We start from the raw sequence: 11,598 nt of genomic DNA, 5'->3' as shown, positions 1-11,598 counted from the left end.
TCACTCGTATCTCAGCGACTCCACCGGGTCGGCGCCCGCCGCGCGCGCTGCCGGGAGCGTCCCCGCGAGGAACGCGATACCCATGACGACGAGCGTCGTCACGAGGATCGATACGGGATCGAAAGCGATCAGATCGAGTCCCGGCAAATCGGCGAACAGGCTGGTGGCCAGGCGTGCGCTGACCACGGTGCCCACCCCGATAGCCGCAAGAGCGCCGATCGCACTGCCCAGGAAGCCGATGAAGACCGCTTCGAGGCTGAACAGCGTGAACACACGCCCGCTGCCCATGCCCATCGCCTTCATGAGGCCGATTTCCCGGGTGCGCTCCTGCACCGACATCAGGAGGGTGTTGACGATGCCGAAGCTCGCCGCCAGCAGGGCGATGATGGCGAACGCGTTGAGAACGAGCACGATCCCGTTGATCACGGCGGTGAATGTGCCGAGTTGGTCGCTGACCGTCGTTGCGGTGTAGCCCTCGGCCGACAGCGTACTTTTGACCTCGTCGATCTGCGCCGTCGTCGCGTCGGTGGCGACCCAGGCGTCGACGCTGGAGTAGCGGTCGAGCTGGCCCTGCGGCACCCCGGCGTTCTGAACGGCGAAGAGTGCGTCGGTGAGGGCTGCATTGGGGGTCACCGAGGTCCCCGTGGCGAACGCGGCCTCCGTCACACCGGTGATGCGCGCGGTGACCGTGTGCTGCTCGTGCAACGGGTCGCTCACGGCAATCGTGGCCGTCGCCCCGACGGCATCCGCGGCGTCGGCGAAGCCGAGCGGAGTCACCAGCTCCTGCGGAATGGCCACCTCCGGCGTCGCATCGGCGTCTTCCGGCGCAGCGCCCGCAGCGAGCTGCAATGTCTGGCCGGCCACGAGTGTGCCGACGCTCGCGACGTACCGGGTGCCGCCGTTGTACTGGATGTAGTCGGCCGTCACCGAACGCACGGGTTCGACCTTCACGACGCCGGCCGTGGCCGTGATGGCCGTGATGTCGTCGGGCGTGAGAGCGGTGACCGATATCGAACCTCCGCCGGGACGGATGGCGCCGCCCTGTTTCGAGGAGACGGCGTCGGGGTCGTACTGCCGAGGCCCGCTGCCGGTGGATGCCTCGGCCTTGGTGACCGTCAGCACGTCGGAGGCCCCGAACGACGCGACCGTGCTGTCGATGAACCGGTTGATCCCGGTACCGAGCCCGTTCGTGATCGTGAGGGTGAAGGCGCCCACGAAGATCGCCAGGATGGTGAGGATCGTGCGGGTCTTGGATCGGAAGGTGTTGCCGACTGCGGTGGTCAGCAGGTCGGTGGCTCTCATGCCGCGCTCCGTTCGTCGGGCATGAGCACGCCGTCGCGGATCTGGACCCTGCGATCGCAGCGTGCGGCCAAGTCTTCGTCGTGGGTCACGACGATCAGGGTGATGCCGTGCTCCCGGTTGAGGCGGAAGAGGATGTCTTCGACCACCGCCCCGGTGGCCGAGTCGAGGTTGCCGGTGGGTTCGTCGGCGAAGATCACATCGGGATCGTTCACGAGTGCGCGCGCGATGACGGCGCGCTGCTTCTGGCCACCCGACAACGCGGTGGCCTTGTTGCGCGCCTTGTCGGCCATGTCGAGCTCGGCGAGGGCCCCGAGCCCGCGTCGACGGCGCTCGTTCCGGCTCGCCCCGGCGATCTTCAACGGCAGCACGACATTGTCGAAGACCGACGCACTCGGGGTCAGGAAGAACTGCTGGAACACGAAGCCGAAGGTCTTGTTGCGCGTGCGGTTCAGGCGTCGCCCCCTTAGGGTCGCGGCGTCGACGCCGTCGAGCATCACCCGGCCGCTCGTCGGCGCATCCAGGAGCGCCAGCAGGTGCATGAGCGTGGACTTTCCCGATCCGCTCTTGCCGACGATCGCGATGCTCTCGCCGCGGTGGATATCGAGGCTGACGCCGCGCAGCGCGTCGAAGCGCGCGGCGCCGCGGCCGTAGGACTTGTGGAGGTCGTGGACGGCCAGAAGGGGCGGCGCCGGCGAGATGGGGGGAGCGGATGTCATGGACACCACACTTCCCGGCCGGTGCCGCGGCGTCATCCCGCCGCCGCGGCAGATGCGTACCCCCGTGGGGGGACGCCGGCGTCCCACGGCAGGGCGATCCCCTCGCGCTGCCGGGGCGTCAGACTGTAGTCGTGAGCTCTCCCGACGACACGTTCCCCCCTCCCCGCCCCGTGGGGCCGGCATGGATCGTCGATGTCGTCGTGGTCATGTTCGTCGTGGCGGCGGCCCTCGCTCCGGTACCCGTGCCGGAGATGCGCCCGGCGGGACCCTTCGTTCTGGCTCTCGTGCTCCTTCCCGCGCCGGCTCTTCTCTTCCGGCGGCGGTGGCCGATCGTCGTGCTCCTGGTCTGCACGCTCGTCTATGTGGGGGCGCTGATGTGCGGCACCGTCTCCCCCGGGGCCGTGGCCGTCATGCTCGTGGCGATGTACTCCGTCGCCCGCGATACCTCGCGACGGACAGCCCTGGCGACGGTTGCGGTCGCGGTGACCGTCGTTGTGGGGGTCGGCCTCGGCATCCTGCTCGCGACGGGACACGATCCCCGTTTCCTCCAGGTGGGCTTGGCGCTGGCGCTGGCGGGAGCAGTCGGCGACGCGGCCCGTTCGCGGCGCGAGTACCTCACCGCGATCGTCGACCGTGCGCGCCGGGCGGAGCAGACGCGCGACGCCGAGGCGCGCCGGCGGGTCACGGAGGAACGGCTGCGCATCGCCCGCGATCTGCACGACGCCGTTGCGCACCAGATCTCGGTGATCAGCCTCAACGCCGGCGTCGCATCGGCGGCGTTGGACGAACGCCCGGAGAAAGCGCGTGAGGCGCTGTCGACGATCCGGACGGCATCCCGTGACGTCCTTGGTCAGATCGGCGGGATGCTCAGCGTGCTCCGCGCCGACGAGACGGCGGCGCTGCCGGAGCAGCCGGGACTCGCCCGCCTGTCCGAACTGGTGGAGTCGGTTCGGGTCGCCGGTCTCGATGTCGCCCTCCGCGACGAGCGGGCTGACGTCGCCGTGGATGCACTCCCGCTGGCGGTCGATATCGTCGCGTACCGCGTGATTCAGGAGGGACTGACCAACGCGCTCAAGCACGGCAGCGGAGCGCGGGCCCACATCCTGTTGCGGGTCGACGACGACGCGCTGGAGGTCGTGGTCACGAACCCCGTCGCCCATGCCGGCGCCGATACCGCCGATGTCGGATCATCGGGGTTCGGTCTCGTGGGGCTGAAAGAACGGGTGGGCTCGGTGCGGGGGAGCCTCGAGTCGGGCCGAGCGCCCGGGGGATTCCGGCTCGCGGCACACCTGCCGATCGAGAAGGCGGTGGCATCGTGATCGCGGTCATGGTGGTCGACGACCAGGCGCTCATCCGTGCCGCGGTGCGCGACCTGCTCGCCGACGAGCCCGGCATCGAGGTCGTCGGTGAGGCGAAGGACGGCGAGGCCGCGGTCGAGCAGGCTGCACATCTGCGCCCGGATGTCGTGGTGATGGACATTCGGATGCCGCGGATGGACGGCATCGAGGCGACCACCCGCATCTGTGCCGACCCCGCGTTGTCGCACACCCGGGTGCTCATCCTCACCACGTTCGAAGAGGACGAGTATGTCGTCGCGGCCCTGCGCGCCGGCGCCAGCGGGTTCGTCGGCAAGGGCGCCGAACCGGAGGAGATCGGACACGCCGTGCGGGCGGTGCATGCCGGCGACGAGTTGCTGTCACCGGCCGCGACCCGCGCGCTCATCGCGAAGTTCGTGCGGTCGACGACGGTGACGGCCGCACCACGTTCCCTATCGCATCTGACCGAGCGGGAGCGTGAGATCCTGGCACTCGTGGCGCGGGGGCGTTCCAATGATGACATCGCCGCCGAGCTGTTCATCTCGCCGCACACGGCCAAGACCCACGTCAAACGCACGATGACCAAGCTCGGTGTGCACGATCGCGCACAGCTGGTCATCGCCGCCTACGAGAGCGGCCTGGTCGCGCCCGGCGCGTGAGCGGCCGCACCCAGGCTCGGTACGCTGGCACGGTGACGACGTGGCGCACTTCGCAGAAGGCCGATCGCCGCGCACGGCTGCTCACCGAGGCGGCTGCGCTGTTCGCGCGGCGGGGATTCGCAGCCGTGACCACAGTCGAGATCGGTGAGGCCGTCGGCATGAGCGGCCCCGCCCTGTACAAGCATTTTCCGAGCAAAGACGCAATCCTCGCCGAACTGCTGGTCGACGCCAGCGAACGGCTGCTGGAGGGTGCGCGCGAGATCGGGGCGGCGGCTCCGACGGACGCCGCCCGCGCACGCCGGGTGCTCGACGATCTCATCGCGTTCCACATCGGCTTCGCGACCGCGGCGCCCGACATCATCCGCATTCAGGACCGCGAGCTGGCGGGCCTCGCCGCCGAGACGAACCATCGGGTGCGCCGCCTGCAGCGCGCGTACGTTGCGGCGTGGGACCAGATCTTCGCCGCCGCCGCTCCCGCCCTGAGCGCGCCGGAACGAGAGACCCGGCTGCTCGGGGTGTTCGGGCTGCTCAACTCGACGCCGCACAGCGCGGGCGCGAGTGGCGAGGATGCCGCGGGCATCCTCGCCGCGATGGCGCGTCGCGCTCTCCTGGCGGACTGAGCGCCCTCAGGCCTGACCGCCCGGCAGACAGCGCATGAGCGCGCTGCGGGTCGCGGTGGCGACGACCTCGCCGCGCTGGTTGCGCATCGTGTGCGCGAACTCCACGATGCCCTGTCCGGGGCGCGAGGCGGACGGCCGCTTGCTGACCACCACGGTCTCGGCGTACAGGGTGTCGCCGACGCGCACCGGCGCCGGGAAGGTGATCTCCCCGAAGCCCAGGTTCGCCACGATCGTGCCCTGCGTGAGCTGGGCGACCGACAGGCCGACCAGCGTCGACAGGGTGAACATGCTGTTGACCAGACGCTCGCCGAACTCCGTGTCGGCTGCCCACGCGGCATCCAGGTGCAGAGACTGCGTGTTCATCGTCAGCGTGGTGAACAGCACGTTGTCGGCCTCGGTGACGGTCCGTCCCGGGGCGTGCACGTAGCGAGCCCCGTCGATGAACTCCTCGACGTACAGTCCACGTTGTCGGATGATCTCGCTCATGTCGTCTCCTACTCCTCGTCGCTTGCCGCCGGCTCGATCGCGGCGACGACGCCCCCGCGGGTGACCTGGTCGCCGACGGCCACACGGAGGCGCACGATGCCGTCGACGGCGGCCCTCAGCACGTGCTCCATCTTCATCGCTTCCACCGCGATGACGGCATCTCCCACGCGCACCCGGTCGCCGTCGGCGACAGCCACGAGCACCACCGTCCCCGGCAGGGGAGAGAGCACCGTGGGGGAGGCGTCGACCTCGACATCCGCGGCGTCGTCGATGCGGCGTTCGATCACCCGCACAGCACCTCCGTCGGTGTGCAGCCACACCCCGTCCGGATCGACCGCGACGGGAAAGGTGCGCCCGCGCCCGTCGATGACGACCGACGCCGAGCCGGGTCCGACGGCATCGAGCCGAACGGATGCCGGCACGGGCGCGCCGTCGTCGACGGCCACCCGCAGAGGCGAAGACCACACGCGCACGCGTGCCGATGCCTCGCCGCTGACGAGATTGTAGACGCTCGGCGCCGCGTGGCCGAGGCGCCAGCCGTCGCCGCGGGTCCAGGGGCCGCTGACACCGCCCGCCACGTCTCGCGCCGCCTCCCGCTCGTGGCGGACGAGTGCCGCTTCGGCGAACGTCTTCGCTGACGCGTCGACGAACGGCAGCTCGTCGAAGACGCGGGCGATCAGCCCGGTGTCGAGGTCGCCCGCGATCACCTCGGGACGTTCGAGCAGCAGCCGCAGGAAGGGCAGGTTGGTCTCGAGGCCGAAGATCGCCGTGTCGTCGATCGCCCGCACCAGCCGCCGCCGCGCCTCGTCGCGGTCGGGACCCCACGCGATGATCTTGGCGAGCATCGGGTCGTAGTCGGTCGAGACGACCAGACCGTCCTCGAGCGAGGTGTCCACCCGTACGCCGTCGCCGTGCGCGTGCACGACACGGTCGACACGACCGCCCGTCGGGAGGAATCCGGCTCGCGGATCTTCGGCGTACACGCGCACCTCGATGGCGTGACCCTCGAGGTGCACGTCTTCCTGCGTGAAGGGCAGCGGCTCGCCGGCGGCGATGCGCAGCTGCAGCTCGACGAGGTCGAGACCGGTCACCATCTCGGTTACCGGGTGCTCGACCTGCAGCCGCGTGTTCATCTCCATGAAGAAGAACTCGTCGGGACGCTCGCCTGCGACGATGAACTCGACGGTGCCCGCGCCGACGTAGCCGACGCTCTGTGCGGTCTCGCACGCGGCCGCTCCGATGCGCGCCCGGGTCTCGGCGTCGAGCAGCGGCGACGGGGCCTCTTCGACCACCTTCTGGTGTCGGCGCTGCAGTGAGCACTCCCGTTCGCCCAGGTGCACCACGGTGCCGTGGGTGTCGGCGATCACCTGCACCTCGATGTGTCGCGGGGCAGCGACGTAACGCTCCAGGAAGAGCGTGTCGTCGCCGAACGATGCCGCGGCCTCGCGCCGCGCCGCCGCCACGGCGGCGGTGAGCTCCGCGGCATCCGTCACGACATGCATGCCCTTGCCGCCGCCGCCCGCCGACGGTTTGATCAGCACCGGAAAGCCCACCTCGGCGGCACCGGCGATGAGCTCGTCGTCGGTGAGACCGGGGCGCGCGATGCCCGGCACCGTCGGCACGCCGCGGGCCTCGACGGTCTGCTTGGCCGAGATCTTGTCGCCCATGATCTCGATCGCCTCCGGCGACGGGCCGATGAAGACGACTCCGGCGGCGGCGCACGCCCGCGCGAACGCCGCGTTCTCGGCGAGGAAGCCGAAGCCCGGGTGAACCGCGTCGGCGCCGGTCTGGCGCGCAGCGTCGAGCACGCGCTCGATCGACAGGTAGCTCTCGGCGGCGGACGCCGGACCCAGTCGCACCGCTTCGTCGGCCAGCTGCACGTGGAGCGCGTCGGCGTCCGCGTCGCTGTACACGGCGACGGAGCGGATGCCGACGGCGCGCAGGGTCCGGATGATGCGGACGGCGATCTCACCCCGGTTGGCGATGAGGACCTTCTCGATGGTGCTCATGCGGTCACATCCGGAAGACGCCGTAGCCGGCGTCGGGCATCGGGGCGCGGGACACGACATCGAGCGCGAGTCCCAGCACATCGCGCGTCTGGGCCGGCTCGAGAATGCCGTCGTCCCACAGGCGTGCCGTGGAGTAATAGGGATTTCCCTGGGCCTCGTACTGTGCCCGGATCGGTGCTTCGAACACCGCCCTCTCCTCCTCGGTCCAGGCGGTGCCCGCGGCACTCAGCTGCTCGCCGCGCACGGTGGACAGGACGGATGCCGCCTGCGGACCGCCCATCACCGAGATGCGCGCTGTCGGCCACGTCCACAGGAAGCGCGGCGAGTAGGCGCGACCGCACATCGAGTAGGTGCCGGCGCCGAACGAGCCGCCGACCACCACGGTGAGTTTCGGTACCCGCGCGCAGGCGACTGCGGTGACCATCTTCGCGCCGTGCTTCGCGATGCCGCCGTGCTCGTACTCGCGGCCCACCATGAAGCCGGTGATGTTCTGCAAGAACAGCAGGGGGATGCCGCGCTGATCGCACAGCTCGATGAAGTGCGCTCCCTTCTGCGCCGACTCGGCGAAGAGCACGCCGTTGTTCGCGACGATGCCGACGGGGTGGCCGTGGATGTGAGCGAAGCCGGTGACGAGCGTCTCGCCGTACTCCTTCTTGAACTCGCTGAAAACGCTGCCATCGACGAGGCGGACGACGATCTCGCGGGCGTCGTAGGGAGTCGTCAGGTCGACCGGGACGACGTCGTAGAGCGAGTCCGGATCGTGCAGCGGGGGATCGGCGCGCGCGAGGCGGTACGGCAGCGGGGCGGGTTCGGGTACCGTCGCGATGATCTCGCGGACGATGCGCAGGGCGTGCGCATCGTCGGCGGCGAGGTGATCGGTCACCCCCGAGATGCGGGAATGGGTGACGCCACCGCCCAGCTCTTCAGCGCTGACGACTTCGCCCGTCGCCGCCTTCACGAGGGGAGGGCCGCCGAGGAAGATCGTGCCCTGATCGCGGACGATGACGCTCTGGTCGCTCATCGCCGGCACGTAGGCGCCGCCGGCGGTGGACGATCCCATCACCGCCGCGATCTGCGCGATGCCGTCGCGCGACATCCGTGCCTGGTTGTAGAAGATGCGGCCGAAGTGGTCGCGGTCGGGAAACACCTCGTCCTGCATCGGCAGGTACGCGCCGCCGGAGTCGACGAGATAGATGCATGGCAGACGGTTCTCGCTGGCGACCTCTTGCGCGCGCAGGTGCTTCTTGACCGTGAGCGGGAAGTAGGTGCCTCCCTTGACGGTCGCGTCATTGGCGACGACCATCACGTGGCGCCCGTGCACCAGTCCGATGCCGGCGACGACGCCCGCCGACGGCGCCTCGCCGTCGTACAGTCCGGCGGCGGCGAGGGGGGCGAGCTCGAGGAAAGGGCTGCCGCGATCGAGCAGCAGATCGATCCGATCGCGGGCGAGGAGCTTACCGCGGTCGGTATGACGTCGCCGCGACGCCTCGGGTCCGCCCTGCGCGGCGGTCTCCCGCTTCGCCCGCAGCTCCGCGACGAGGTCGCGATATCCATCCGTGGTCGTCGTCGACACGGCATCCTCATTTCGGTTATCAATCAGTAACCCAATGAGGACCATAGCGGCCGAGAACTCCGTTGTCCACCGTCGCTCGCAGCGGTGGTGATCCGTGTGCGGTGCGGCAGAATGTTGCGATGACCACGATGCCCGACCAGCCGTCGTCCTACTGGTACGTCGACGAAGACGCGCGCTCGACGTCGGTCATGGAAGCCCTGCGCTCCTACCGTGCGGCGGAGGTCGCGATGCGGCGGCGGACGCAGCAGTCCATGGATATGGGCGAGAACGAGTTGCTCGTGCTGCGCTTCCTCGCCCGCGCGCGGTTGCGCGGCGACGCCGTCACCCCGGTGACGCTCAGCCGCTACCTCGGCATCACCTCGGCCTCCACCACCGCGCTGCTTGACCGGCTCGAGCGGTCGGGGCACATCACGCGGGCGCCGAATCCGGCCGACCGACGCAGCGTGCTGATCAGCTCGAGCGAGCATTCAGACCGAGAAGTGCGCCAGACTCTGTCGGGCATGCACGATCGGATGATGGCCGTGGTGCGCGAGATGGACACCGAGCAGCGCGACACCGTGATCCGATTCCTCGACGCGATGCGCATCGCCGTGGATCACATCGACGCGTAGTCGCGCGCGACCGCGGAGCCGGCGATCTCATCGGCGGCGTCGGTCGCGGCGTCGAGGAAGTGCAGCACGGCCGCGCGTCCTTCGGGAGTCAGTTCGTCTATCGCGGACGCGACACGGTCTTCGAATGCGTCCACCAGGGTGGCGACCTCGGTCGCGGCCCGCTCGGTCGGTGCGATCAGGATGCTGCGTCGATCGGTGGGATGGCTCACCCGCTGCACGCTGCCCAAGCGTTCGAGGCGGTCGAGCAGCGCCGTGGTCGATGCCGAACTGATGCCGAGGTGGCGCGAGATCTCGCTCGGCTTCACGTCGAGCCCCTGACGCTCGCAGGCGAGCACGTACTGGAGGATGCGCAGTTCATTCTCGCCGAGTGCGGCATTGGCGCGCACCCGCTGATGCATCTGAGTGTCGGCTGCGCGGAACCGTTCGAGCGCGCTCAGGACATCGGTCGTGCCGGATGCGCTCGTGCTTGTCACGGCACCCACCTCCCAGAGACTCTGTTCGCGACCTGTTTTCTCACTATCAATATAGCTCAAGAACTAGCTCGCTTGACTAACTACTTATCCACGGAATAACCTTTCCGGTAATCGATCGAGGGGAGTCATGATGGGGCGTCTGTACTACGGCAGCAGCACGGAGCCGTTCATCGTCGACGACGTCGAGCTCGCTCATCTGCGCATGGTCGCAATGACGAAGCTCCGTCGTTCGGAGGGGTTCAGCCTGACGCTGACCTCGCCGTCGCGCGGGCGCAGCGCGCTGTGGGTGCACTGCGCCATTGCGCTGCGCTTCGAGTTCGACGCGGTCGAGCCCCTGCGCCTGGACCCCGCCCGGGTCAACGAGCTGGCGCAGGCTGCCGCGTCCTCGGCGGGCGTGGTGCTGGAACGCGCCGTCGAGGCTGCTCCGGCGCGAACGGAACTGGCGGCGGTGGCGTGAGCATCCTCGCTACTGCCTCGACGACGCGGGTGACGTGGGCGAATGTGAGCGACGGCTTCTCCGTGGCCTCTCGTGCGGGCGACTACGTCGGGTGCGTCGAATCCACCCCCGACGGCCACTTCGTCGGCTTCGACTTCCGATCGACCCCCGTCGGTCGTTACGCGACCCTGGCCGAGGCCCAGCGGTCGGTCGGGGCTGCGCACGGCAAGCGCCCTGTCCTGGACGCGCCGCCGCACTCGCCCCGCGCTGAGGCGATGTGGCAGACCGCGGCGACCCTCACCGGCGCCGTCGCGCTGGGCGTGCTCGCGACCGCGGTGTTGACCACACCGATCGTGTGAGCCTCAGGACGCGGTGCCGATCTCCACGAGAGCGAGGTCGGTGCGCTTCTGGAGGAATCCGCAGAGGTTGGCGACGACGGCGAGGTCGGCGGCCAGTCGGGCGACACCGTCGGCATCCAACTCGAAACTGTCGGCGCGCGCCTCGAAGGTGACGCTCCAGCGGGCGCCGCTTTCGTTTTCGACCGGCTGGATGTAGGTCACCGTGGAGGCGTCGCTCAGAGCGACGACCACGAGGCCGGAATCGGGTCCCGGAGTGAAGTTCTTCTCCAGAACGGTGACCGCGCCGGCGGTGGACGGATTGTCGGCGAGGTAGTCACGCACCCATGCTTCGACCGTCTCTTGATTGCGGTAGGGCATGGGGCCTCGTTCCAGAGCTACGCAGCGCCTCGAGGCGCTCCGTACATTATGCCGTGCTGTCACGAGCTCCGGCGCCCTCCGGTGGCGACGGACGCAGCAGCGTGGTCAGCAGCAGATGCATCGCGGCGACGGGATCGGTGTCGTCGGCGAGCCAGCGGATCTGACTGCCCTCCCATCCGGTGATGATGAGTCCGGCCAGCGCGGTGTCGTCGTCGCTTTCGGGGTGGATGCGCCCGAGCGCGCGGTCGTGGGCGATGAGGGCGGCGTAGTCGGCGGTGACGGTGGCGTAGCGGTGTTGGAGCCACTCATGCGCTTCGTGTCCCGGGTAGGTCGCCTCGGCCGAGACGATCGAGAACATGCGCACGAGTTCGCGGCGGCCGAGGTTTCGGCGCACGACTCCGACGATGGTGGGCACCACGCCATCGCGACGTGCGCGGTCGGCGAAGCCGGCGTCGGCCGCATCCTCCTGTTCCAGAACGGCGGCGAGAAGGGACACCTTGGTGGGGAAATGGTGCATCACAGTGGTGAGACTCAGCCCCAACTGCGCGGCGATCTGCCGCAGTGACCCGCCCCGGTAGCCGTGCGCGCTGAAGATGGCGGTGGCGGAGGTGATGATCTCGGCCCTGCGTTCGGCCGTCTTCGCGTACGGGCCGCGGCGCGCGGGAGACGGAGAAGCCATGG

14 protein-coding genes are annotated in these 11,598 nt (G+C 69.5%); 6 read left to right on the top strand and 8 right to left on the bottom strand.

Annotation, left to right across the window (positions count from 1 at the left end):
- A complete protein-coding gene (locus ITJ43_RS08695; protein ID WP_194583445.1) occupies positions 1–1,302 on the bottom strand; it encodes an ABC transporter permease in 1,302 nt (433 codons plus the stop codon).
- Complete coding sequence (locus tag ITJ43_RS08690; protein WP_194583444.1) at positions 1,299–2,018, bottom strand: ABC transporter ATP-binding protein; 720 nt, start codon at positions 2,016–2,018, stop codon at positions 1,299–1,301. Before ITJ43_RS08690 ends, ITJ43_RS08695 begins: the two co-directional genes overlap by 4 nt.
- A 131-nt stretch (positions 2,019–2,149) precedes the next feature.
- Between ITJ43_RS08690 and ITJ43_RS08685 the strand changes: the two genes are divergently transcribed.
- The 3 genes from ITJ43_RS08685 to ITJ43_RS08675 are packed head-to-tail and all read left to right on the top strand — an operon-like array spanning position 2,150 to position 4,613.
- The gene (locus ITJ43_RS08685; RefSeq protein ID WP_323741174.1) at positions 2,150–3,337 is read left to right on the top strand and encodes a sensor histidine kinase; all 1,188 of its coding nucleotides are present in this window, start codon (positions 2,150–2,152) and stop codon (positions 3,335–3,337) included.
- Complete coding sequence (locus ITJ43_RS08680) at positions 3,334–3,993, top strand: response regulator (RefSeq protein WP_194583443.1); 660 nt, start codon at positions 3,334–3,336, stop codon at positions 3,991–3,993. Before ITJ43_RS08685 ends, ITJ43_RS08680 begins: the two co-directional genes overlap by 4 nt.
- A 32-nt stretch (positions 3,994–4,025) precedes the next feature.
- On the top strand, positions 4,026–4,613 hold the full coding sequence (locus tag ITJ43_RS08675) for a TetR/AcrR family transcriptional regulator (RefSeq protein WP_194583442.1): 588 nt from the start codon (positions 4,026–4,028) through the stop codon (positions 4,611–4,613).
- A 6-nt stretch (positions 4,614–4,619) separates the two neighbouring features.
- On the opposite strand, the gene ITJ43_RS08670 is transcribed toward ITJ43_RS08675, so the two are convergent.
- The 3 genes from ITJ43_RS08670 to ITJ43_RS08660 are packed head-to-tail and all read right to left on the bottom strand — an operon-like array spanning position 4,620 to position 8,726.
- Entirely contained in the window at positions 4,620–5,099 is a 480-nt protein-coding gene (locus tag ITJ43_RS08670) for a MaoC family dehydratase (protein WP_194583441.1), read from the bottom strand.
- Between the two features lie 8 nt (positions 5,100–5,107).
- The gene (locus tag ITJ43_RS08665; RefSeq protein WP_194583440.1) at positions 5,108–7,108 is read right to left on the bottom strand and encodes an acetyl/propionyl/methylcrotonyl-CoA carboxylase subunit alpha; all 2,001 of its coding nucleotides are present in this window, start codon (positions 7,106–7,108) and stop codon (positions 5,108–5,110) included.
- Positions 7,109–7,112: 4 nt separating this feature from the next.
- The gene (locus ITJ43_RS08660; RefSeq protein ID WP_194583439.1) at positions 7,113–8,726 is read right to left on the bottom strand and encodes a carboxyl transferase domain-containing protein; all 1,614 of its coding nucleotides are present in this window, start codon (positions 8,724–8,726) and stop codon (positions 7,113–7,115) included.
- 74 nt (positions 8,727–8,800) lie between these two features.
- On the opposite strand from ITJ43_RS08660, the gene ITJ43_RS08655 reads away from it, so the two are divergent.
- Positions 8,801–9,292 (top strand): MarR family winged helix-turn-helix transcriptional regulator, encoded by a 492-nt coding sequence (locus tag ITJ43_RS08655; RefSeq protein WP_194583438.1) that lies wholly within the window; start codon positions 8,801–8,803, stop codon positions 9,290–9,292.
- On the opposite strand, the gene ITJ43_RS08650 is transcribed toward ITJ43_RS08655, so the two are convergent.
- The gene (locus tag ITJ43_RS08650) at positions 9,277–9,765 is read right to left on the bottom strand and encodes a MarR family winged helix-turn-helix transcriptional regulator (protein ID WP_323741173.1); all 489 of its coding nucleotides are present in this window, start codon (positions 9,763–9,765) and stop codon (positions 9,277–9,279) included. The two genes, ITJ43_RS08655 and ITJ43_RS08650, sit on opposite strands and share 16 nt — an antisense overlap.
- A 127-nt stretch (positions 9,766–9,892) precedes the next feature.
- Between ITJ43_RS08650 and ITJ43_RS08645 the strand changes: the two genes are divergently transcribed.
- Both ITJ43_RS08645 and ITJ43_RS08640 read left to right on the top strand, forming a co-directional pair.
- On the top strand, positions 9,893–10,222 hold the full coding sequence (locus ITJ43_RS08645; protein WP_228495621.1) for an RNA polymerase subunit sigma: 330 nt from the start codon (positions 9,893–9,895) through the stop codon (positions 10,220–10,222).
- On the top strand, positions 10,219–10,560 hold the full coding sequence (locus ITJ43_RS08640; protein ID WP_194583436.1) for a peptide ABC transporter permease: 342 nt from the start codon (positions 10,219–10,221) through the stop codon (positions 10,558–10,560). The genes ITJ43_RS08645 and ITJ43_RS08640 overlap by 4 nt, the downstream gene beginning before the upstream one ends.
- Before the next feature lie 3 nt (positions 10,561–10,563).
- On the opposite strand, the gene ITJ43_RS08635 is transcribed toward ITJ43_RS08640, so the two are convergent.
- Positions 10,564–10,917 carry a protein-L-isoaspartate carboxylmethyltransferase gene (locus ITJ43_RS08635; protein WP_194583435.1) on the bottom strand — a complete coding sequence of 118 codons (354 nt, stop codon included), beginning with the start codon at positions 10,915–10,917 and terminating at the stop codon, positions 10,564–10,566.
- Positions 10,918–10,963: 46 nt separating this feature from the next.
- Positions 10,964–11,596 (bottom strand): TetR/AcrR family transcriptional regulator, encoded by a 633-nt coding sequence (locus ITJ43_RS08630; protein WP_194583434.1) that lies wholly within the window; start codon positions 11,594–11,596, stop codon positions 10,964–10,966.
- Positions 11,597–11,598 lie beyond the last annotated feature (2 nt).

This window comes from Microbacterium sp. VKM Ac-2870, assembly GCF_015350795.1.
GTDB lineage: Bacteria > Actinomycetota > Actinomycetes > Actinomycetales > Microbacteriaceae > Microbacterium.
This window is presented reverse-complemented; position numbering and strand designations above follow the sequence as displayed.

Excerpts from the sequence above, each read along its gene's own strand:
- ITJ43_RS08695 (WP_194583445.1), bottom strand. The coding sequence starts at position 1,302 with ATGAGAGCCACCGACCTGCTGACCACCGCAGTCGGCAACACCTTCCGA.
- ITJ43_RS08690 (WP_194583444.1), bottom strand. The coding sequence starts at position 2,018 with ATGACATCCGCTCCCCCCATCTCGCCGGCGCCGCCCCTTCTGGCCGTC.
- ITJ43_RS08670 (WP_194583441.1), bottom strand. The coding sequence starts at position 5,099 with ATGAGCGAGATCATCCGACAACGTGGACTGTACGTCGAGGAGTTCATC.
- ITJ43_RS08665 (WP_194583440.1), bottom strand. The coding sequence starts at position 7,108 with ATGAGCACCATCGAGAAGGTCCTCATCGCCAACCGGGGTGAGATCGCC.
- ITJ43_RS08660 (WP_194583439.1), bottom strand. The coding sequence starts at position 8,726 with ATGGTCCTCATTGGGTTACTGATTGATAACCGAAATGAGGATGCCGTG.
- ITJ43_RS08655 (WP_194583438.1), top strand. The coding sequence starts at position 8,801 with ATGACCACGATGCCCGACCAGCCGTCGTCCTACTGGTACGTCGACGAA.
- ITJ43_RS08645 (WP_228495621.1), top strand. The coding sequence starts at position 9,893 with ATGATGGGGCGTCTGTACTACGGCAGCAGCACGGAGCCGTTCATCGTC.
- ITJ43_RS08635 (WP_194583435.1), bottom strand. The coding sequence starts at position 10,917 with ATGCCCTACCGCAATCAAGAGACGGTCGAAGCATGGGTGCGTGACTAC.
- ITJ43_RS08630 (WP_194583434.1), bottom strand. The coding sequence starts at position 11,596 with ATGGCTTCTCCGTCTCCCGCGCGCCGCGGCCCGTACGCGAAGACGGCC.